Annotated in this window: 17 protein-coding genes and 1 riboswitch; of the genes, 16 read left to right on the forward strand and 1 reads right to left on the reverse strand. The window is 57.4% G+C overall.

What is annotated here, in order from left to right:
• Nucleotides 1-2: 2 nt before the first annotated feature.
• The gene (locus MDG893_RS06765; RefSeq protein WP_007152999.1) at nucleotides 3-3,152 is read left to right on the forward strand and encodes an efflux RND transporter permease subunit; all 3,150 of its coding nucleotides are present in this window, start codon (nucleotides 3-5) and stop codon (nucleotides 3,150-3,152) included.
• A 10-nt stretch (nucleotides 3,153-3,162) separates the two neighbouring features.
• Here MDG893_RS06765 and MDG893_RS06770 read toward each other — a convergent pair whose 3' ends face one another.
• The gene (locus tag MDG893_RS06770) at nucleotides 3,163-4,437 is read right to left on the reverse strand and encodes an EAL domain-containing protein (protein ID WP_040474380.1); all 1,275 of its coding nucleotides are present in this window, start codon (nucleotides 4,435-4,437) and stop codon (nucleotides 3,163-3,165) included.
• Between the two features lie 648 nt (nucleotides 4,438-5,085).
• On the opposite strand from MDG893_RS06770, the gene mnmG reads away from it, so the two are divergent.
• The 15 genes from mnmG to glmS all read left to right on the forward strand — a co-directional run bounded on the left by mnmG (nucleotide 5,086) and on the right by glmS (nucleotide 20,188).
• Nucleotides 5,086-6,972, forward strand: coding sequence for a tRNA uridine-5-carboxymethylaminomethyl(34) synthesis enzyme MnmG (gene mnmG / locus MDG893_RS06775; RefSeq protein ID WP_007153001.1), 1,887 nt, complete (start codon nucleotides 5,086-5,088; stop codon nucleotides 6,970-6,972).
• 8 nt (nucleotides 6,973-6,980) lie between these two features.
• Entirely contained in the window at nucleotides 6,981-7,658 is a 678-nt protein-coding gene (rsmG, locus tag MDG893_RS06780; protein ID WP_007153002.1) for a 16S rRNA (guanine(527)-N(7))-methyltransferase RsmG, read from the forward strand.
• Entirely contained in the window at nucleotides 7,646-8,440 is a 795-nt protein-coding gene (locus MDG893_RS06785) for a ParA family protein (RefSeq protein WP_007153003.1), read from the forward strand. Before rsmG ends, MDG893_RS06785 begins: the two co-directional genes overlap by 13 nt.
• A gap of 51 nt (nucleotides 8,441-8,491) precedes the next feature.
• Complete coding sequence (locus MDG893_RS06790) at nucleotides 8,492-9,364, forward strand: ParB/RepB/Spo0J family partition protein (protein ID WP_036212072.1); 873 nt, start codon at nucleotides 8,492-8,494, stop codon at nucleotides 9,362-9,364.
• A gap of 313 nt (nucleotides 9,365-9,677) precedes the next feature.
• Nucleotides 9,678-10,076: a F0F1 ATP synthase subunit I gene (locus tag MDG893_RS06795; RefSeq protein ID WP_007153005.1), complete on the forward strand. Its 399-nt coding sequence runs from the start codon at nucleotides 9,678-9,680 to the stop codon at nucleotides 10,074-10,076.
• Nucleotides 10,077-10,095: 19 nt separating this feature from the next.
• A complete protein-coding gene (gene atpB, locus MDG893_RS06800) occupies nucleotides 10,096-10,968 on the forward strand; it encodes a F0F1 ATP synthase subunit A (protein ID WP_007153006.1) in 873 nt (290 codons plus the stop codon).
• A gap of 73 nt (nucleotides 10,969-11,041) precedes the next feature.
• The gene (atpE, locus tag MDG893_RS06805) at nucleotides 11,042-11,299 is read left to right on the forward strand and encodes a F0F1 ATP synthase subunit C (RefSeq protein WP_012138088.1); all 258 of its coding nucleotides are present in this window, start codon (nucleotides 11,042-11,044) and stop codon (nucleotides 11,297-11,299) included.
• 65 nt (nucleotides 11,300-11,364) lie between these two features.
• Complete coding sequence (locus tag MDG893_RS06810) at nucleotides 11,365-11,835, forward strand: F0F1 ATP synthase subunit B (RefSeq protein ID WP_040474381.1); 471 nt, start codon at nucleotides 11,365-11,367, stop codon at nucleotides 11,833-11,835.
• 15 nt (nucleotides 11,836-11,850) lie between these two features.
• Nucleotides 11,851-12,387 (forward strand): F0F1 ATP synthase subunit delta, encoded by a 537-nt coding sequence (locus MDG893_RS06815; protein ID WP_007153009.1) that lies wholly within the window; start codon nucleotides 11,851-11,853, stop codon nucleotides 12,385-12,387.
• A 28-nt stretch (nucleotides 12,388-12,415) separates the two neighbouring features.
• The gene (atpA, locus tag MDG893_RS06820; RefSeq protein ID WP_007153010.1) at nucleotides 12,416-13,960 is read left to right on the forward strand and encodes a F0F1 ATP synthase subunit alpha; all 1,545 of its coding nucleotides are present in this window, start codon (nucleotides 12,416-12,418) and stop codon (nucleotides 13,958-13,960) included.
• Nucleotides 13,961-14,031: 71 nt separating this feature from the next.
• Entirely contained in the window at nucleotides 14,032-14,895 is an 864-nt protein-coding gene (gene atpG / locus MDG893_RS06825; RefSeq protein ID WP_007153011.1) for a F0F1 ATP synthase subunit gamma, read from the forward strand.
• Nucleotides 14,896-14,949: 54 nt separating this feature from the next.
• Complete coding sequence (gene atpD / locus MDG893_RS06830) at nucleotides 14,950-16,344, forward strand: F0F1 ATP synthase subunit beta (RefSeq protein ID WP_007153012.1); 1,395 nt, start codon at nucleotides 14,950-14,952, stop codon at nucleotides 16,342-16,344.
• 47 nt (nucleotides 16,345-16,391) lie between these two features.
• Nucleotides 16,392-16,814, forward strand: a complete 423-nt coding sequence (locus MDG893_RS06835) for a F0F1 ATP synthase subunit epsilon (RefSeq protein ID WP_007153013.1) — start codon at nucleotides 16,392-16,394, stop codon at nucleotides 16,812-16,814.
• 142 nt (nucleotides 16,815-16,956) lie between these two features.
• Nucleotides 16,957-18,321 (forward strand): bifunctional UDP-N-acetylglucosamine diphosphorylase/glucosamine-1-phosphate N-acetyltransferase GlmU, encoded by a 1,365-nt coding sequence (gene glmU / locus MDG893_RS06840; RefSeq protein ID WP_040474392.1) that lies wholly within the window; start codon nucleotides 16,957-16,959, stop codon nucleotides 18,319-18,321.
• A gap of 34 nt (nucleotides 18,322-18,355) precedes the next feature.
• Entirely contained in the window at nucleotides 18,356-20,188 is a 1,833-nt protein-coding gene (gene glmS / locus MDG893_RS06845; RefSeq protein WP_007153015.1) for a glutamine--fructose-6-phosphate transaminase (isomerizing), read from the forward strand.
• 99 nt (nucleotides 20,189-20,287) lie between these two features.
• Nucleotides 20,288-20,385: riboswitch (glycine riboswitch) on the forward strand.
• Nucleotides 20,386-20,397 lie beyond the last annotated feature (12 nt).

A 20,397-nucleotide genomic window follows, 5' to 3' on the forward strand; every position in this document is an offset into this window, starting at 1 on the left:
CCGTGATCCTGTCCGATGTCTCCATAAAACGTCCGGTTTTTGCGACGGTTCTCAGTCTTCTCATTGTGGTCTTCGGATTGGCGGCGTTGCTGGGACTTCCAGTGCGGGAGTATCCGGATATTGATCCACCCGTGGTGTCCATTTCCACGGATTACATCGGTGCTGCAGCCGAAGTGGTCGACACTCAGATCACTCAGGTGGTTGAAGGGGCTATCAGCGGTATTGAAGGTATTCGCTCCATTGAGTCCTCCACCGAACAGGGCGAATCCCGAACCAGTATCGAATTTACCATTTCCCGGAACGTCGACATCGCCGCCAACGATGTGCGCGACGCAGTATCCCGCATCGCCGATCAGCTGCCGGAAGAGGCCGAGGCGCCGGTGGTCCAGAAGGCTGACTCAGACGCCCGACCGATGATGTGGGTGACCCTGCGGAGTGACGTCTGGGACAGTGCGGAACTGAGCGATTTTGCCGAACGGGTGCTTGCCGACCGACTTTCCGTACTGGATGGCGTTGCCAACGTACGCATTGGTGGTGAACGGCGTTACGCCATCCGGGTCTGGCTTGACCGCGAACGCCTGGCGGCGCGGGATATCACCGTGGCCGAAGTCGAGCGCTCACTGCGAGCCAATAACGTTGAACTGCCAGCCGGCTCAGTGGACTCGTCCACCCGCAACTTCACGGTGCGTGCGGAAGGCCGACTCACCAATGTGGAGCAGTTTCGTGATCTGGTGATTCGCCGCGACGGCAATGATCTGCTGCGCCTGGGCGAGGTGGCCAATGTCCAGATGGGGGTTGAATCCGATGTCAGCCGACTTCGGGCCAACGGCAAGACTGCAATCGGTATGGGTATTATTCGCCAGTCCAAGGCCAACACGGTGGCGGTGTCCGACGCCGTGCGCGCGGAGCTTGAAAAGATCCGCGAGACGCTGCCTCCGGAAGTGACGATTGCCGAAAGCTACGATGAGTCGATATTCATTCGCGCGTCGATCAAGGAAGTAGTAACTACCCTCGCCATTGCCGTTTCCCTGGTCATTCTGGTGATATTCCTCTTCCTGCGCTCCTGGCGGGCCACGCTGATACCGGCGGTGACCATCCCGGTGGCGGTTATCGGCGCCTTTATCGGGCTGGGTTTTCTCGGCTTCTCCATCAACGTGCTGACCCTGCTTGCGGTGATTCTGGCCATTGGTCTGGTAGTAGACGACGCGATTGTCATGCTGGAGAACATCCAGCGCCGGATTGATGAGGGCGAGCCACCACTGCTGGCGTCCTATCGCGGCGCCAAGCAGGTGGCCTTTGCCGTCATTGCCACTACGCTCACCCTGGTGGCGGTGTTCGTGCCAATCTCCTTTATGGGCGGCAACATCGGGCGACTGTTTGCCGAGTTCGGGTTTACCCTGGCAGCGGCGGTGGTGGTGTCCAGCCTGGTAGCTCTCACCCTGGCGCCGATGCTGTGCTCCAAATGGCTACGGCACAGCCCGGAATCGGCGGAAGGACACCGCTTGTGGGCAGCCAGTGAAAAGGTTCTCAATGGCCTGACCCGCGGCTACGAACGCATGCTCAGATTCTCCCTTGATCAGCCGGGTTTATTGCTGGGCCTTGGGCTTGTCGGGCTTATCGTTGCCACGGTGATTTTCCCAAGATTGCCGCAGGAGTTGGCGCCCACGGAAGACCGGGGCGTGATCATCATGCCAACCAGTGCCCCCCGGGGCTCGACGGTCGAGTTTACCGATCACTACGTGCGTAAGGCGGAGCAGGAACTGTTGCCCTACCTTGAGGAGGGCGTTTCCAATCGGTTGCTGTCGATCGTGGGCTTCCGCGAGGAAGAGGACAACGCCTTCATGATCATGGGCCTGGTGCCGTGGGAGGATCGTGATGTTAAACAACAGCAGATCACCAGCGAGCTGCGAGGCAAGCTTGGCCAAATCACAGGTATTCGCGCGATTGCGGTGAACCCACCGGGGCTTGGTCAGCGTGGTTTTGACCAGCCAGTGGAGTTTGTGGTGGCCGGGCCGGATTACGAAAGCGTGCAGGCCTGGAGCGAGGAAATTGTAGAGCGGGCGAATGAAAACCCGAACCTGCTGAATCTGGAAACCGATTTCGAACTGACCCGCCCCGAGCTGCGCGTATCCATTGATCGGGAGCGCGCCGCGGACCTGGATGTCACCATCGAAGATGTGGGCCTGACGCTGCAGACCATGCTGGCGTCGCGGCAAGTGACCACCTACCTGGATCGGGGCCGGGAGTACGACGTCATCCTTCAGGCTGCGGACGCTGACCGGGCGACGCCGTCGGACTTGGGGCAGATTTTCCTGCGCCCCCGTGAGGGAGGCACCCTGATCCCCCTCCAGGCCCTGGTGTCGGTGGAAGAAATCGGAGCCAATCCCGACCTGCGACGCATCGACCGGTTGCCGGCGGTCGTCATCAGTGCTTCCCTGGCCGATGGCTACGATTTGGGTTCGGCCCTGACGTATCTGAACAATCTGGCTGTGGATAACTTGCCGCCGGAGGCGAGGGTGAGCTACAAGGGGCTTTCGCGGGAGTTCCAGGAATCGTCGTCGGCGATCTACGTCACCTTTGGCCTGGCATTCGTGATTGTTTTCCTGGTGCTGGCCGCACAGTTCGAAAGCTGGATTCATCCGCTGATCATCATGCTGTCGGTACCATTGGCGGTCACCGGAGCCCTGCTGGGCCTGTGGTGGGCCGGCATCAGCCTGAATATCTACAGCCAGATTGGCATCATCATGTTGCTGGGGCTGATGGCGAAGAACGGCATTTTGATTGTCGAGTTTGCCAACCAGCTCCGTGATAAGGGCTATGAGGTGAAGGACGCGATTCTGGAAGGTGCCAGCCTGCGCTTCCGGCCGGTGCTGATGACCACCATATCCACCGTCTTCGGTGCCGTGCCTTTGGTGCTCGCAACGGGAGCGGGGGCGGAAAGCCGGGCTTCGATCGGTATCGTCATCCTCGGCGGGCTGGTGTTCGCAACAACCCTGACCCTGTTTATCATTCCTGTGCTCTACAACCTGCTGGCCCGGTTTGCCAAGTCGACCAACGCCATTGCACTGGAGCTGGAAAAACAGGCCGGCCAGTCTCCTGGTGGCCGCGGTATGACCGCCGCCCCGCAGTCAAAAGAGATGGATCAGTTCTAACGACCGGGTTTCAGAGTGTTTGTGGAAAACACAGCTGGCCTCCGAAGAGTTCATCGGGGTGCAGGTCTACGCAGAAGACCTGGCGGTTGTTGTCGCTGGTGAGCGAGGTAGACAGGGTGACCGTACGGATGGCATCTGGTAGCGCCACGTAGGGACGCGATGCATTGATGTGCTGCGGGCGTGTGACAGCGTTACGGAAGTATTCCCGATGCGCCCAGCAGGCGCCGGCGGAGTGGTACAGCGGATTGAATTCCTGTGGCGCAAAGTGGCGAGTGCCGAAGGCGAGGTTGCCCTGTTGGACGCCCTCACGATCCAACAGGAAGCAGCGCTTTATGCCGCTGATCCGAAGCATGGGTTCGCAGGCCGAGGTGAACGCCTCTCCCCGCGCCAGTCGGTGACAGGTCTCAAGGATCTCAAAGCGTAGCAGGCGCAGGAAGTCGTCGTGATCGGAACTTTCCTGCAGAGTCGATTCCCGTGAGTGATTCATCACCGATTTGAGGCCGGTTTCACGTTGTTCCACGATGGCCGGACATACTTCCCCTGGCCTTCCCAGCAGGAATCCCTGCAGCAGATCTGCTTCGGTCGCCAGGGCAATTTTAGCTTGAACCTCGCTTTCAATACCTTCCAGCAGTACCAGGCTACCGCTTTCACGAATCATCCGTACCAGGCTTTCCAGCAACAGACGGGCACGATGGTGTTGCTCGGCGTTGACCAGCAGGCTGCGGTCGAGTTTTACGATCATCGGGTCCATTCGCCAGAGCCGTTCGAAATTGGAGTCCCCTACGCCGAAATCATCGATGGCAATCCGGAAACCTTTGGCCTTGGCCATGTGGATAAATTTCAGCAGGGCGTCGGGGTTTTCACTGGCGGTTTCCACCAATTCCAGGACCACCCGGTCTGGGGCTATGCCACAGGATCGGCAATGGTCCACCAGCCGATCCAGGGAAGAGGCGGGATGTATACAGGTTTCCGGGTTGATATTAAGGAAGAGCCAGACCGGCATTGAGTGACCGGAAAACTGTTCCAGGTGACGGTGTAGCAGGAAACTGTCGAGTTCCACTGTTTGCTCACCGCTACTGGCACGGCTGAACAATTCCGCTGGTGAGATTGGCATTTGGTCGCGGGTGACGCGTACCAGAGCTTCGAATCCCACGAGCTTCTGGTGGGTTGGGCTAAGGATTGGCTGGTACGCGGAACTGAAATCAAGGTCTGCGAAGATATTCTCACGATAAGGAGGTTGGGTACGCGATTTCCGATGCCGGGAAAGTGAAATAACACGGTTCATGGTCAGGGTCCTCAACAGTGAAGCCATCCTGGCCATAGCTGAAAGGTGAATGAAAGTGAGTATTTCTGGCGAATTTCATGCCAATTTGACAGAAAACCAACGATTAAAGGCGCTGTATTCCGTCAAAAAAACATAACCGTTGCTAGAGATTGAACATGCGCACCATTAAGGTGCGGCTTGGCGTGAGAAATTCTCACTGTGCCCGCCAAACGCGCATCGCGATACCGGTGACGGGGCTCTTTTCCCACTGGTGGCACAAAGTTGTGGATAATTTATTGGATAACCTTCGGATAAGCTTTGATTAAAGTAAATTTAAGCTCTATAAAACAAGTGGTTAAAGTGTTTTTTGGGGTGTTTTTGATAAGGTCATTTATGTGGATAACTTTCTTGAAAAGTTTTCTGAGAAGGTGTCTACAAGCCGCTGATATCCGTCAGATTTCGGTTATCCACTATTCGTGAAACCCGCCGTTGAATCGGCTGTATCGGGTAGGTAGCGATCGGGTCTTTCGATAACCCCGCCTGTCTGGTTAAAATTTGCACATTCTGACTGCAATTTACCGGGTGAGGCGTTATACTCCCCGCCCTGATTTTCAGGCTGTTTCCTGAGACCGAGAATTTTTCTGAGTCCCCGTTTGCCGAGGTGATGTTGTGGATTATCCGACCCGTTTCGATGTCATAGTCATTGGTGGTGGCCATGCCGGTACTGAAGCCGCGCTGGCGGCTGCACGTATGGGCTCACAGACCCTGCTGCTGACCCACAACATCGAGACCCTGGGTCAGATGTCCTGCAACCCCGCCATTGGCGGCATTGGTAAGAGCCATCTGGTCAAGGAAATCGATGCTCTCGGCGGCGCCATGGCCATGGCGACCGATAAGGCGGGTATCCAGTTCCGGGTGTTGAACTCCCGTAAAGGCCCTGCAGTTCGCGCCACCCGCGCCCAGGCAGACCGGGTGCTGTACAAGGCGGCTATCCGAGAAATCCTCGAGAACCAGCCTAACCTGACCCTGTTCCAGCAGGCTGCCGACGACCTGATTGTGGACGGTGAGCGCATCACCGGCGTGGTCACCCAGTCCGGCATTCGTTTCCGCGCGCCCACGGTGGTGCTGACCACCGGAACCTTCCTTGGCGGTGTTATCCACATCGGCATGCAGCAGCATTCCGGTGGTCGTGCCGGTGACGCGCCGGCGAACGCGCTGGCACAGCGTTTACGTGAACTGCCGTTCAACGTCGGGCGCTTGAAAACCGGCACCCCACCCCGTATTGACGCCCGCAGCGTGGATTTCTCGGTGATGCAGGAGCAGTGGGGTGATGATCCGGCGCCAGTGATGTCCTTCCTGGGTTCCCGCAACCAGCATCCTGAACAGGTATGTTGCTACGTTACCCGCACCACTGAACAAACCCACGACATCATTCGCAGTGGCTTTGACCGGTCGCCCATGTTTGCCGGTAACATCGAAGGTATCGGGCCTCGCTATTGCCCGTCCATCGAGGACAAGGTCAATCGTTTTGCCGACAAGGACTCGCACCAGATTTTCGTGGAACCGGAAGGGCTGACCACCAATGAGTTGTACCCCAACGGCATCTCTACCAGTCTGCCGTTCGACATCCAGCTTGCTGCCGTGCGGACCATTCCGGGCTTCGAGAATGCCCATATCACGCGGCCCGGCTATGCCATCGAGTACGACTTCCTGAACCCACAGGACCTGCGCCACACCCTGGAAACCAAATTCATCCAGGGCCTGTACTTTGCGGGCCAGATCAATGGCACCACCGGTTACGAAGAAGCCGGTGCCCAGGGCCTTCTCGCGGGTATCAACGCGGCATTGCGTGCTCAGGACAAGGACGAATGGTACCCCCGTCGTGACGAAGCCTACCTCGGCGTTCTGGTGGACGACCTGATCACCATGGGTACCTCCGAGCCGTACCGCATGTTTACCAGCCGTGCTGAATACAGGCTGATCCTGCGGGAGGACAACGCCGACCTTCGCCTGACGGAAACCGGTCACAAGCTCGGGTTGGTGGATGACCAGCGTTGGCAGGCCTTTAACAGCAAGCGTGAAGCCATCGGCGCTGAACGTCAGCGCCTGGAAACCACGCGCATTCATCCGGGCACATCTGGCGGGGACGCCGCCAACAGCCACCTGCGTCAGCCCATGAACCGTGACCAGACACTTGCGGAGCTGCTGCGGCGCCCGGAGATCAACTATCGCCACATTGCCGACATGGCCGAAGGCCACGCAGACGACCCGGCGGTGGCGGATCAGGTGGAAATCGAGATCAAGTACGAGGGCTATATCTCCCGCCAGGCGGACGAAATCGAGCGCCTGCGCCGGAATGAAAATACCCGGTTACCGGATGATATTGATTTTGATGCCATTGGTGGCCTGTCCAATGAGATCAAGCAGAAGCTCAAGGAAGTACGGCCGGAAACCGTGGCCCAGGCTTCACGCATCCAGGGTGTGACCCCGGCCGCCATTTCCCAGGTGCTGGTACACCTCAAGAAGCGCGACCTGCTGCGCAAGCAATCCGCCTGAGTGCGCCCATGAGCGACGCACTCTGGCAACGCCAGCTCACCCAGGGCCTGGCTGACCTCAACCTGGAACTGGACAACGCCAGCCAGCAACAGCTGCTGGCGTTTCTGGCCCTGCTGAATAAGTGGAACCGGGCCTATAACCTGACGGCTGTGCGGGAGCCCCGACAGATGGTGTCGCGCCAGTTGTTGGACAGCCTCAGTATCCTGCCGTTTGTCACCGCGGATCATCTGCTGGATGTTGGCGCCGGGGGCGGATTGCCCGGCATCCCCCTGGCGATCACGTTGCCCGACAGGCGCTTTACCCTGCTGGACAGCAACAGCAAGAAAACCCGCTTCCTGACCCAGTGTGTGCTGGAGCTCGGCCTGAAGAATGTCGAGATCATTCACGGCCGGGCTGAAAGCTGTGATCCCGCGGTCCGATACCCGCAGATCAGCAGTCGTGCGTTTACGGCACTGGATAATCTCGTCAACTGGTGCGGGCATCTGCTTGCGGATGAGGGTGAGTTCCTTGCCATGAAAGGCCAGTTTCCGGATGATGAGGTGGCTGCCCTGCCAGCGGGTTGGCAGGTAACATCCCGACAGTCATTATCGGTACCTGGCTCGGACGGCGACCGGCACCTGCTGGTGATCGGTCGGGATTCCAGCCATCAGAATTTCACGACAGGAGGCGAGTCATGGCGCGTGTGATTGCAGTGACCAATCAAAAAGGCGGTGTGGGTAAAACCACCACCTGCGTCAATCTGGCTGCGTCGTTGGCCGCAACCAAGCGCCGCGTGTTACTGGTGGATATGGACCCCCAGGGCAACGCCACCATGGGCAGTGGTGTGGATAAGAATGCCCTGGAGCTCTCCGGTTACGACATGCTCACTAAACGGGCAGCGGCAGCGGAGGTCATTTTCCGGGCTGACGTCTCGGGATTCGACATACTGCCGGCCAACGGCGACCTGACCGCTGCCGAAGTGGAACTGATGAACGAAATCGGCCGCGAGCATCGTCTGCGTCTGGCCCTGAACAAGGTGCGGGAAAACTACGACTACATCCTGATCGACTGTCCGCCGTCCCTCAGCCTGCTGACGGTCAATGCGTTGTCAGCGGCGGATACGGTGCTGATTCCCATGCAGTGTGAATACTATGCCCTGGAAGGCCTGGCGGCATTGATGAACACGGTTGAGCAGATTCAGGAAACCGTTAACCCGGACCTGCAGGTGGAAGGCATCCTGCGTACCATGTACGACCCCCGCAACAGCCTGACTCTGGATGTTTCCAGCCAACTCAACGAGTTTTTTGGCGACAAGGTCTACCGGGCGGTGATCCCCCGCAACGTGAGGCTGGCGGAAGCTCCCAGCTATGGTATGCCGGCTCTGAAATACGACCGCGCGTCCAAGGGCGCGGTGGCCTATCTGGCCCTGGCTGGCGAGATGGTACGCCGGCATGGATCGCAAAAGACATCCGCGGCTGTTGCCGTGTAAACTACCTCTCCTTTGCACACAGATATTTCATCGGGAAGAATGACAAACACCATGGCGGCGAAGAAACGAGGACTGGGTGAGCGCGGACTGGGCGCTTTGTTGCAGGGCTCCAGGGTCAATCTGGACCAGGAACTGAAGGATCACGATGGTGAGCTCCGGGAAGTTCCGATTGACCTGATCCAGCGTGGCCGGTTCCAGCCTCGTCGTGACATGGACCCGGCGGCTCTGCAGGAACTGGCGGACTCCATTCGTCAGCAAGGTGTGATGCAGCCCGTGGTGGTGCGCCCGATTGCCGAAGGCCGCTTTGAGCTGATCGCCGGCGAGCGCCGCTGGCGAGCCACCCAGATGGCTGAGCTCGACCGTATTCCCGCCATTATCCGTGACGTGCCGGATGATGCCGCCATCGCCATGGCGCTGATCGAGAATATCCAGCGCGAGAATCTCAACCCCATCGAAGAAGCCTTTGCACTACAACGCCTGCAGGATGAGTTCGGCCTGACCCAGGCTCAGGTCGCTGAAGCGGTGGGCAAGTCCCGTACCACCATCACCAATCTGCTGCGGCTGATCAGCCTGTCGGAAGACGTTCGTGTCATGCTGGAGCACGGTGATCTGGAAATGGGTCATGGCCGCGCCATGCTTACGCTTCAACCCGAGCAGCAGATGCAGGTGGCACGACAGGTGGTCGCGAAATCCTTGTCAGTGCGGCAGACGGAAGCCCTGGTTCGCCGGGTGCAACAGGAATCGCCGAACCGCAAGAAAGCCAAGGGTGAAGTGGATCCGAACATCCGTGCCCTGCAGGACGACCTGGCCGAGCGACTCGGTGCACGGGTGTCGATCGATCATGGTCAGCGTGGCAAGGGCAAGCTGGTGATCGAATACACCTCCCTCGACGAATTGGATGGCATTTTGGGCCATATCAAGTAACGTCCCTGGCAGGATTTTCACAGCGCCACTGTTAACAATTTAGTGTTGGCACCCTGCGACCAACGGTGGGGTACCAAAGGTCAGTTTTGACTAGGTACCACTACATATAGTGCTGCCCCTTCGTGTTGGTGTCTATTTGTGTCCGCCATGTCCCCCAACGCCAGTTTTTCTGCGTGTTTCGGGGCGGAGCGACCGTTCCGGTTTTGTTGATTCGTGTAGATTGAACACATATAATCTGCGGCGCTTGTATCGGTGCGATTGTCTAATTAATAAACGGCACCGAAGCAAAGCGGTGTGGCAACCGGGAAATACCATGACGAAGGCTGAACAGGGTGGCATACAGCGTCCACCCATCGCACGATGGTTTTTAATAGAAAGTGTGGTATTGGTCGTCGTCAGTCTGGCATTCCTCTTTAAAAGCCAGGTGGCCGGTTATTCAGCACTGCTTGGGGGGCTTATTTTTCTTCTGCCCCACGGCTATTTTGCCTTCAAGGCTTTCCGCTACTCCGGCGCGCGGTCTGCCAGGCAGATCATGAGTTCTTTTTATCAGGGTGAGGCCGGCAAGCTCATCCTGTGCGCCATCCTGTTTACGATGGTGTTCAAATGGATTCCGTCGCTTGATATAGCGGCACTTTTTTTATCATTTGCGATCATGTTGGTCACCAATTGGTTGACTCCGCTCCTTGCGGGCCGCAGAACGCAGCGAAGCTAACAGGACCTGAGAGAACGTTATGGCAGGCAGCGCATCAGAGTATATCCAGCACCACCTCCAGAACCTCACCTACGGTAAACTTCCGGCCGGTTATGAGCGTGCGGATGGTTCGGTGATGTCAGAAGCGGGCTGGACCATGGCCCATAATGCCCGGGAAGCCTCCGATATGGGGTTCTGGGCTGTTCACGTGGACTCTCTTGGATGGGCTGTTGGCCTCGGCGCATTGTTTCTGATTCTGTTCCGCATGGCGGCCAAGCGTGCAACCTCCGGTCAGCCCGGTGGTCTGCAGAATTTCGTTGAAATCCTGATCGAATTTGTCGACACCAGCGTCAAGGAAACCTTCCACGGCCGAAACAAGGTGATTGCACCCCTGTCGCTGACCATCTTCTGCTGGGTCTTCCTGATGAACCTGATGGACCTCGTGCCGGTGGACTTCCTGCCCCAGCTGTTCCACATGATGGGTCTGGAATATATGAAGGTTGTGCCGACCACGGACGTGAACGTCACACTGGGCATGTCGCTCTCCGTGTTCTTCCTGATCATCTACTACAGCATCAAGGTGAAAGGTGTTGGTGGCTTTGTTGGCGAGCTGACCCTGCACCCGTTCTCTTCCGACAACTTCTTTCTCAAAGTACTGCTGGTACCGGTCAACCTGCTGCTGGAAGGCGTGAGCCTGCTGGCCAAGCCGATTTCACTGGCACTGCGTTTGTTCGGTAACCTCTACGCCGGTGAGCTGATCTTTATCCTGATCGCCCTGCTGCCATTCTGGGCGCAGTGGGCGCTGTCGGTACCCTGGGCCATTTTCCACATTCTGATCATCACGCTGCAGGCGTTCATCTTTATGATGCTGACGATTGTTTACCTGAGCATGGCTCATGAAGACAGTCATTGATCGGAACCATTAAACCGTAGTTTGAAAACCGAAACCCTTAAACTGAAAACCTAACTGAAAACTGGGAGTTATCATGGAAACTGTAGTTGGAATGACCGCGATTGCCGTTGCACTGCTGATTGGCCTGGGTGCCCTGGGTACCGCTATCGGCTTTGGTATCCTCGGTGGCAAGTTCCTGGAAGGCGCCGCGCGCCAGCCGGAAATGACCCCGATGCTGCAGGTTAAAATGTTCATCGTTGCAGGCCTGCTGGACGCCGTAACCATGATCGGTGTTGGTATCGCTCTGTTCTTCACTTTCGCCAACCCGTTTGTCGGCCAGATCGCCGGTTAATCGAGTCGCCGCCGGGAATATTCCCGGTCTGATGATTCTTTACACAACAGGCGAGAGGTGAAGACGTGAACATTAATTTGACGATGATTGGTCAAGCCATCGCGTTCTTTATCTTTGTCGTGTTCTGCATGAAATATGTGTGGCCGCCGATTATGGCCGCACTGCAGGAGCGTCAAAAGAAGATCGCTGACGGACTGGCTGCCTCAGACCGCGCCGCGCGCGATCTGGAACTGGCTCAGGAAAAGTCAGCCAAGGAACTGCGTGAAGCCAAACAGCAAGCGGCTGGCCTGATCGAACAGGCCAACAAGCGTGCGGCCCAGATTGTGGAAGCATCGAAAGACGATGCCCGCAAGGAAGGCCAGAAGCTGATTGAGCAGGCCAAGGCCGAAATTGAGCAGGAGCGCAATCAGGCTCGTGACGCGTTGCGTGCGGAAATTGCCGCCATCGCGGTTGCCGGTGCTGAGAAGATCCTGGAAACCTCTGTCGATGCCAACAAGCACAGTGAGATGCTGGACAAGCTGGCAGCAGAACTCTAAACGACGAGGTTCATCATGGCACAACTGAGAACGCTGGCCCGCCCTTACGCAAAGGCAGCATTTTCGGCCGCTCAGGACCAGAAGCAACTGGCTGAATGGTCTGAAGTGCTAACCGTTGCCGGGCAGATTACAGCCAACGAAGACATTCGACAGCTTCTCGCCAGTCCAGGCACCGAAGAGCAGAAGAAGGCAGACATGATTCTGGAGTGCGTTGGAGACAACGTCACAGAGTCGGTTCGCAATTTCTTAATGATTCTGGCGGCCAATCGCCGGTTGAGTCTTCTGCCCGAGATTGCAGCGCTCTTCAATACGTACCGGGCTGACTTTGAGCGTACTGTTGATATTGAAGTCACCTCTGCATATGAGCTGACGGACGAACAACAGCAGAAGCTCGCCCAGGCACTGTCGACCAAACTCGAGCGTCAAGTGTCACTCGCAGCGTCAATGGACAAGTCTTTGATCGGCGGTGTGATTGTACGCACCGGCGACATGGTGATTGACGCATCTGTACGCGGAAAGCTGACCAAACTGGCCGACGCTCTGGGCTCCTGATTTCAGCACAAGGTTTGAGGATAAAGGCATGCAGCAACTGAATCCATCCGAGATCAGTGACATCATCAAGAAGAGAATCGAAAAGCTCGATATCTCTTCCGATGCAAAAAACGAAGGTACGATCCTCTCCGTTTCTGACGGTATCGTACTGATCCACGGTCTCGCCGACGTTATGTACGGTGAGATGATTGAATTTGCCAACGGCGTATTCGGTATGGCCCTGAACCTGGAGCGTGACTCCGTGGGCGCGGTTGTACTGGGTGACTACGAAGATCTGGCGGAAGGCCAGAAGGTTCGTTGCACCGGCCGCATCCTGGAAGTACCGGTAGGTCCGGAACTGATGGGCCGTGTGGTTGATGGCCTGGGTAATCCCGTTGATGGCAAGGGCGAGCTGGGCACCGATCTGACCTCACCGGTCGAGAAAGTGGCTCCCGGCGTTATCGCTCGTCAATCCGTTGATGAGCCGGTCCAAACCGGTCTGAAAGCCATCGACACCATGGTGCCAATCGGTCGTGGCCAGCGTGAGCTGATCATCGGTGACCGCCAGATCGGTAAGACCGCCGTCGCCATCGACGCGATCATCAACCAGAAAGATTCCGGCATCAAGTGTATCTACGTGGCAGTCGGCCAGAAGCAGTCTTCCATTGCCGCGGTTGTGCGCAAGCTGGAAGAGCATGGCGCAATGGACCATACCATCGTGGTTGCCGCCGGTGCCGCCGATCCTGCAGCGATGCAGTTCCTGGCCCCCTACTCCGGCACGTCCATGGGTGAATACTTCCGTGACCGCGGTGAAGACGCCCTGATCATCTATGATGACTTGTCCAAGCAGGCTGTGGCCTATCGCCAGATCTCCCTGCTGCTGCGTCGTCCGCCGGGCCGTGAAGCTTACCCTGGTGACGTTTTCTACCTGCACTCCCGTCTGCTGGAGCGTGCGTCCCGGATCAACGCCGAAGAAGTTGAAAAACTGACCAACGGCGAAGTGAAGGGCCAGACCGGTTCCCTGACGGCTCTGCCGATCATCGAGACCCAGGCCGGCGACGTTTCCGCGTTCGTACCGACCAACGTGATCTCGATCACTGACGGCCAGATCTTCCTGGAGACCAACCTGTTCAACTCCGGTATCCGTCCGGCGATGAACGCGGGTGTCTCGGTATCGCGGGTGGGTGGTTCCGCCCAGACCAAGATCATGAAGAAGCTTGGCGGTAACATCCGTCTGGCGCTGGCCCAGTATCGTGAACTGGCTGCTTTCGCACAGTTCGCTTCCGACCTTGACGAAGCGACCCGTAAGCAGCTCGAGCACGGTCAGCGGGTAACCGAACTGATGAAGCAGAACCAGTACAGCCCGATGTCCGTGGCTGAAATGGGTACGGTTCTGTTCGCAGCCAACGAAGGCTTCCTGGACGACGTTGATGTCGACAATGTAGTGAAGTTCGAAGCACTGATGCTGGACTGGATGCGGTCCGAGCAAAAGGAACTTCTCGACAAGATCAACGAGAAAGGCGATTACAACGATGAAATCGCCGCGAGCCTGAAAGCTGCACTTGAGAAATTCAAGACCACTCAGAGCTGGTAACGAATGGGCCTGCAATGCGTTGCGGGCCGATTTATGAGCAATGAGTGTCTAACTTGAGAAGGCAGTGAGTTATGGCCGTCGGAAAAGAAATACGTAACCAGATATCCAGCATCAAGAGCACGCAGAAGATCACCAGCGCCATGGAAATGGTCGCGGCGAGCAAGATGCGCAAGGCTCAGGAACGCATGAAGGCAACACGCCCTTATGCGGAAAAGATGCGCCAGGTTATCGGGCACATTGCCAAGGCGAACGTCCAGTACAAGCACCCATTCATGGTCGAGCGTGAAGTCAAGCGCGTGGGCTATGTGGTGGTGTCTACGGATCGTGGCCTTTGTGGTGGTCTGAACGTCAACCTGTTCAAAGCGCTTGTCCGTGACATGCGAGCGTGGAAGGAGAAAGGGGTAGAGGCTGATCTGTGCGCCATCGGGCAGAAAGGTGCTTCTTTCTTCAGGAGCTACGGCGGTAACGTCGTTGCGGCGCTGACCCATCTGGGGGACAGCCCGAGCTCCGAAAAACTCATCGGCAACGTCAAAGTCATGCTGGACGCGTTCTCGGAAGGCAAGATCGACCGTCTTTATCTGGTCAGCAACGAGTTCGAAAACACCATGACCCAGACCCCGCAGGTGGAGCAGATTCTGCCGCTGCCTCCGGGGGAAGACGAGGAAGAGATCAAGAACCAGTGGGATTATCTCTACGAGCCCGATGCCAGGCAGATCCTCGATGGCCTTCTGCCACGTTACATTGAATCCCAGGTGTACCAGGGTGTGGTAGAAAATCTGGCATGTGAACAGGCCGCCCGTATGATCGCCATGAAGAGCGCAACTGATAACGCCGGTGGCATCATCGACGAGCTTCAGTTGGCGTACAACAAGGCGCGTCAGGCAGCCATCACCCAAGAGATTTCGGAGATTGTCAGCGGCGCGGCTTCGGTCTGATCCGCCAACAATCCAACTGGTTTTATTGACTATCTAGATAACGAGGAACCGAGCATGAGTAGCGGACACATCGTTCAGATCATTGGCGCGGTTATCGACGTGGAATTCCCACGTGACTCCGTACCCAACGTATATGACGCACTGCTGCTTGAAGGTGGCGAAACAACTCTGGAAGTCCAGCAACAGCTGGGTGACGGCATTGTTCGTACCATCGCCATGGGCAGCACCGAGGGTCTCAAGCGAGGCCTGAAAGCAGACAACACCGGTAAGGCCATTTCGGTACCGGTTGGCACCCAGACTCTGGGCCGTATCATGGATGTTCTGGGTCGTCCGATCGACGAACAGGGCGAGATCGGCGAAGAAGAGCGCTGGGCGATTCACCGCAAGGCACCGGGCTATGCAGACCAGTCTGCCTCCGCCGACCTGCTGGAAACCGGCATCAAGGTTATCGACCTGATCTGCCCGTTCGCCAAGGGTGGTAAGGTTGGCCTGTTCGGTGGTGCGGGTGTTGGTAAGACCGTCAACATGATGGAACTGATCAACAACATTGCGAAAGAGCACTCCGGTCTCTCCGTATTCGCCGGTGTTGGTGAGCGGACTCGTGAAGGTAACGACTTCTACTACGAAATGAAGGACTCCAACGTCCTTGATAAGGTAGCGATGGTTTACGGCCAGATGAACGAGCCTCCCGGAAACCGTCTGCGTGTGGCCCTGACCGGTCTCACCATGGCTGAGAAGTTCCGTGACGAAGGTCGTGACGTACTGCTGTTCGTCGACAACATCTACCGTTACACCCTGGCCGGTACTGAAGTATCAGCCTTGCTCGGCCGTATGCCGTCTGCGGTAGGCTACCAGCCGACCCTGGCCCAGGAGATGGGTGAGCTGCAGGAGCGGATCACGTCGACCAAGACCGGTTCCATCACGTCCATCCAGGCGGTCTACGTGCCGGCGGATGACTTGACCGACCCGTCACCGGCAACCACCTTCTCACACCTCGACGCGACCGTGGTACTGAGCCGTGACATCGCCTCCAAGGGTATCTACCCGGCGATCGATCCGCTTGACTCCACGTCCCGTCAGCTGGACCCGCTGGTCATCGGTGACGAGCACTATGAAGTGGCTCGTGGCGTGCAAACTAACCTGCAGCGCTACAAAGAGTTGAAAGACATCATCGCCATCCTGGGTATGGACGAGCTGTCAGAAGAAGACAAGCTGACCGTTGCCCGTGCCCGTAAGATCGAGCGTTTTCTGTCCCAGCCGTTCCATGTTGCTGAAGTCTTCACCGGTTCCCCCGGTAAGTACGTTTCCCTGAAGGAAACCATCAGCAGCTTTAAGGGCATTCTCAACGGTGACTATGACGATATGCCTGAGCAGGCGTTCTACATGGTTGGTACCATTGAGGAAGCGGTCGAGAAAGCGAAGGAAATGAAGAGCAAGGCGAAGAAGTAATCTGAGCCTAAAGCGCTTGTTTCCGGATCGATCAGAGAGGCAACAACATGGGTATGACCGTGCATTGTGACGTGGTAAGTGCCGAAACAAAGATCTATTCCGGATTGGTTGAAATGCTGATCGCAGCGGGCTCTGAAGGTGACCTGGGTATCGCCCCGGGTCATACGCCGCTGCTGACCCAGCTTAAGCCGGGTCCTATCCGGATAATCAAACAGGGCGGAGAGGAAGAGATCCTCTACGTGTCTGGTGGTTATCTGGAAGTTCAGCCGAATCTGGTAACGCTGCTCGCGGACACAGCTGTCCGTGCCAAGGATGTGGACGAAGCAGCGGCGATCGAAGCTCAGCGTGAGGCTGAGAAGGCACTCGCCAACCAAACGGGTGAGTTCGAGTATTCCCGTGCCGCCGCCGAGTTGGCCGAAGCTGTTGCTCAGCTTCGCACCATCCAGCAGCTGCGCAACAAGATGCGTTAAGCATTTCTGTTCGGGACTGCCGATCACCGAAACCGCATCCTGAGTCGCCTGAGAACAGCGAAACGTTGTCAGGCAACCAAGGGTGCGGTTTTTTTGTATTCAGGCATTGAAACTGGCTACCGATCCGGAGCGTGGTAATCGTATGACTCCCCTTCACGTTGTGATTCTGGCCGCCGGCCAGGGTTCAAGAATGAAATCGTCGCTGCCGAAAGTTCTCCACCGGGTGGCTGGCAAGCCTATGCTCCATCACGTTATTGATACCGCCCGCCAATTGGGCGCCTCCGGTATCCATGGCGTCATTGGACATGGTGCGGAGCAGGTTCGGCAGATTACCCCCGCCGAAGATCTCATCTGGGCACTGCAGGAACAGCAACTGGGCACTGGCCACGCGGTTGCTCAGGCCTTGCCGGCTCTGCCGGATGAGGCTCGGGTGTTGATTCTCTATGGCGACGTACCGCTAACCAACGTTGAAACGCTCCAGAACCTGGTCTCTCAAGTAAGTGATCGTTCACTCGCGTTGTTGACCGTGAACCTGGAAACGCCGGATGGTTACGGGCGTATCCTGCGGGATGACAGTGGCAAGGTGCGTGCGATCGTGGAACAGAAGGATGCCACTGACGCCCAGAAACAAATCCGGGAGGTAAATACCGGAATCCTGGCGGTCTCGGCACGGCACTTGAAGGACTGGTTGCCGCAGCTCTCTAATCGTAACGCCCAAGGTGAGTACTACCTGACTGACATCATTGCCATGGCGGCTGATCGCGGTGTGGAGATCGCGGTTGCCCAGCCTGGCAGCGAATACGAAGTCCAGGGTGTTAACAACCGCCTTCAACTCGCCGAACTTGAGCGTTGGGTGCAGCGTCAGGAAGCGGACCGTTTAATGACTGAGGGCGCAACCCTGGCCGACCCCGCTCGCGTGGACGTGCGGGGCGAGTTGTCTGTGGGCCAGGACGTGCTGATCGATGTTAACGTCGTGTTTGAGGGCACGGTTTCCCTGGCGGACGGCGTCAGTATCGGGCCGGGTTGTGTGATACGGGACAGCCAAATCGCGGCTGGTACAAGCATTGAAGCCTACTCAGTGATCGACGGTGCAGACGTGGGTGCGGGCGCCAGTATCGGGCCATTTGCACGCCTCCGGCCAGGTACCCGACTGGCGGCCAGGACCAAGGTGGGCAACTTTGTCGAAACCAAAAAAGCCGATGTAGGTGAGGGCAGCAAGATCAACCACCTCAGTTACGTTGGCGATACCTCACTCGGCCGTAACGTAAATGTGGGTGCAGGAACCATCACCTGTAATTATGATGGGGTGAACAAGTCCAGAACCGTTATTGGTGATGACGTGTTTGTGGGGTCCAACACTTCACTGGTGGCGCCGGTCAGCATTGCTTCCGGGTCGACCGTCGGTGCGGGCTCTACCATCACCCGCGATGTGGCAGAGAGTGAGCTGGCGGTCGCACGAGCTCGCCAGCGCAATATCTCCGGCTGGGAACGGCCGACGAAAAAGTGATTTAAACGATTTACAACGGACAGGTGACAGCGACATGTGTGGCATTGTAGGTGCGGTATCAGAAAGGGATGTTCAGGGAATTCTTCTCGAAGGCCTGCGTCGTCTGGAATATCGGGGCTACGACTCCGCCGGCATGGCTGTGATTGACGGCAGACAAGCCATTAACCGGGCCCGCGAAGTGGGTAAGGTTGCGGCCCTGGCCGATGCCATCACTGGCAACGGGCTTGAGGGAGCTGCCGGCATCGCACACACCCGGTGGGCGACCCACGGTGAACCGTCCCAGATCAATGCTCACCCGCACATGTCCGGTGACCGCCTGGCCATTGTCCATAACGGCATTATCGAGAACTATCAGGAGTTACGGGAAGAACTGAAAGCCGAGGGGTTTGAGTTCACCTCCCAGACGGACACCGAAGTCGTTGCACACCTTATCGAAAAGCAGTTCCGCCTGAGCAACAGTCTATACGAGGCGGTGAGTACCGCCATTGAACGTTTGCGTGGTGCCTTTGCGCTGGCGGTGATCCATGCCGACGAGCCAGACCATATGGTGGTGTGCCGTGAAGGCAGTCCGTTGGTGGTGGGTGTCGGCATCGGCGAGAACTTCATCGCTTCCGACCAGCTCGCGTTGCTGCCGGTCACAGACCGTTTCATGTTCCTCGAAGAAGGGGACATCGCTGATATCCGCCGTGATCGCATTGAGATTCATGATCGCAACAAGCAGCCGGTGGAACGTGCGGTTATTCGTTTTGAACACAGCCAGGACGCCGCCGAAAAAGGCGAGTACCGCCATTTCATGCTCAAAGAAATCCATGAGCAGCCGAGGGTCATCCGCGCCACAACGGAAGGCCGGGTAACCAACACCCGCGTGTTGGAGCAGGCGCTTGGCACCCAGGCCGGCAACCTGCTGGAAGACGTTCGCCATGTACAGATCATCGCCTGTGGCACCAGTTACCATGCCGGCATGGTGGCACGTTACTGGATAGAGGAACTGGCGGGTGTGCCCTGTTCCGTGGAAGTGGCCTCTGAGTTTCGCTACCGCAAGCATGTGATTCAGCCGGACACCCTGTTCCTGTGTATCTCCCAGTCCGGCGAAACCGCCGACACTCTGGCTGCCCTGCGCCAGGCGAAAAAGGCCGGTTTCCGCGCCGCCATGGCCATCTGCAACGTGCCCGGCAGCTCCCTGGTGCGGGAATCTGACCTGGTGATCATGACCCAGGCCGGCCCGGAAATCGGGGTTGCGTCCACCAAGGCGTTTACCACCCAGTTGACCGCGCTGTTGATCTTCACCCTGGCGCTGGCTCGCCACAACGGCCTGGAAGAGTCGCGCGAAGCAGAAATTGTTGAGGCGATTCGCCTACTACCCAGCCAGGTGGATCAGGTACTGGCACTGGATGGCGATATCGCCGAAATGTCGAAGTCGTTCATGGACAAGAACCACAGTCTGTTCCTGGGTCGTGGTGCCATGTTCCCGGTGGCTCTGGAAGGTGCCCTGAAGCTCAAGGAAATTTCCTACATCCATGCTGAAGCTTATCCGGCGGGTGAGCTTAAGCATGGCCCCCTTGCTCTGGTGGATGGGGAGATGCCGGTGGTTACGGTGGCGCCCAACAACGAGCTGTTGGAGAAGCTGAAGTCCAACCTGGAAGAAGTTCGCGCTCGCGGCGGCGAGCTGTTTGTCTTTGCCGACCAGGCGGCGGACGTGCGGCCACAGGAAGGCATCCACGTGATGCCGCTTCCATCGGTACACCCGATAACGTCCCCAATCGTTTATACCGTGCCATTGCAGCTCCTCTCCTACCATGTTGCGGTGCTCAAGGGCACCGATGTGGATCAGCCGCGGAACCTGGCGAAGAGTGTTACGGTCGAGTAGCCTGTTACAAACTCGAAGTCTGCCCCCCGGAGTGTGCTAATATTCCGCAGGGCGAGTTCAACTTTTGCGTTCCAGTTACGCGAGTATTCGTCGAACAATGAGGTGTCAGCGGGAGAGACCGAGTTGCAAACCATGCACTCGGCGCCGAAGGAGCAACTGCCCCGGAAACTCTCAGGCAAAAGGACCGCTGACATGAAGACTTTCCGAAG

It is taken from the genome of Marinobacter algicola DG893, assembly GCF_000170835.1.
GTDB classification, from domain to species: domain Bacteria; phylum Pseudomonadota; class Gammaproteobacteria; order Pseudomonadales; family Oleiphilaceae; genus Marinobacter; species Marinobacter algicola.

What these genes read in the sequence shown, in the direction of transcription:
- glmS (WP_007153015.1), top strand. Translation starts at nt 18,356, where the DNA reads ATGTGTGGCATTGTAGGTGCGGTATCAGAAAGGGATGTTCAGGGAATT.
- atpE (WP_012138088.1), top strand. Translation starts at nt 11,042, where the DNA reads ATGGAAACTGTAGTTGGAATGACCGCGATTGCCGTTGCACTGCTGATT.
- MDG893_RS06795 (WP_007153005.1), top strand. Translation starts at nt 9,678, where the DNA reads ATGACGAAGGCTGAACAGGGTGGCATACAGCGTCCACCCATCGCACGA.
- MDG893_RS06785 (WP_007153003.1), top strand. Translation starts at nt 7,646, where the DNA reads ATGGCGCGTGTGATTGCAGTGACCAATCAAAAAGGCGGTGTGGGTAAA.
- MDG893_RS06770 (WP_040474380.1), bottom strand. Translation starts at nt 4,437, where the DNA reads ATGAACCGTGTTATTTCACTTTCCCGGCATCGGAAATCGCGTACCCAA.
- MDG893_RS06790 (WP_036212072.1), top strand. Translation starts at nt 8,492, where the DNA reads ATGGCGGCGAAGAAACGAGGACTGGGTGAGCGCGGACTGGGCGCTTTG.
- MDG893_RS06835 (WP_007153013.1), top strand. Translation starts at nt 16,392, where the DNA reads ATGGGTATGACCGTGCATTGTGACGTGGTAAGTGCCGAAACAAAGATC.
- atpB (WP_007153006.1), top strand. Translation starts at nt 10,096, where the DNA reads ATGGCAGGCAGCGCATCAGAGTATATCCAGCACCACCTCCAGAACCTC.
- rsmG (WP_007153002.1), top strand. Translation starts at nt 6,981, where the DNA reads ATGAGCGACGCACTCTGGCAACGCCAGCTCACCCAGGGCCTGGCTGAC.
- MDG893_RS06815 (WP_007153009.1), top strand. Translation starts at nt 11,851, where the DNA reads ATGGCACAACTGAGAACGCTGGCCCGCCCTTACGCAAAGGCAGCATTT.
- atpD (WP_007153012.1), top strand. Translation starts at nt 14,950, where the DNA reads ATGAGTAGCGGACACATCGTTCAGATCATTGGCGCGGTTATCGACGTG.
- atpA (WP_007153010.1), top strand. Translation starts at nt 12,416, where the DNA reads ATGCAGCAACTGAATCCATCCGAGATCAGTGACATCATCAAGAAGAGA.
- glmU (WP_040474392.1), top strand. Translation starts at nt 16,957, where the DNA reads ATGACTCCCCTTCACGTTGTGATTCTGGCCGCCGGCCAGGGTTCAAGA.
- atpG (WP_007153011.1), top strand. Translation starts at nt 14,032, where the DNA reads ATGGCCGTCGGAAAAGAAATACGTAACCAGATATCCAGCATCAAGAGC.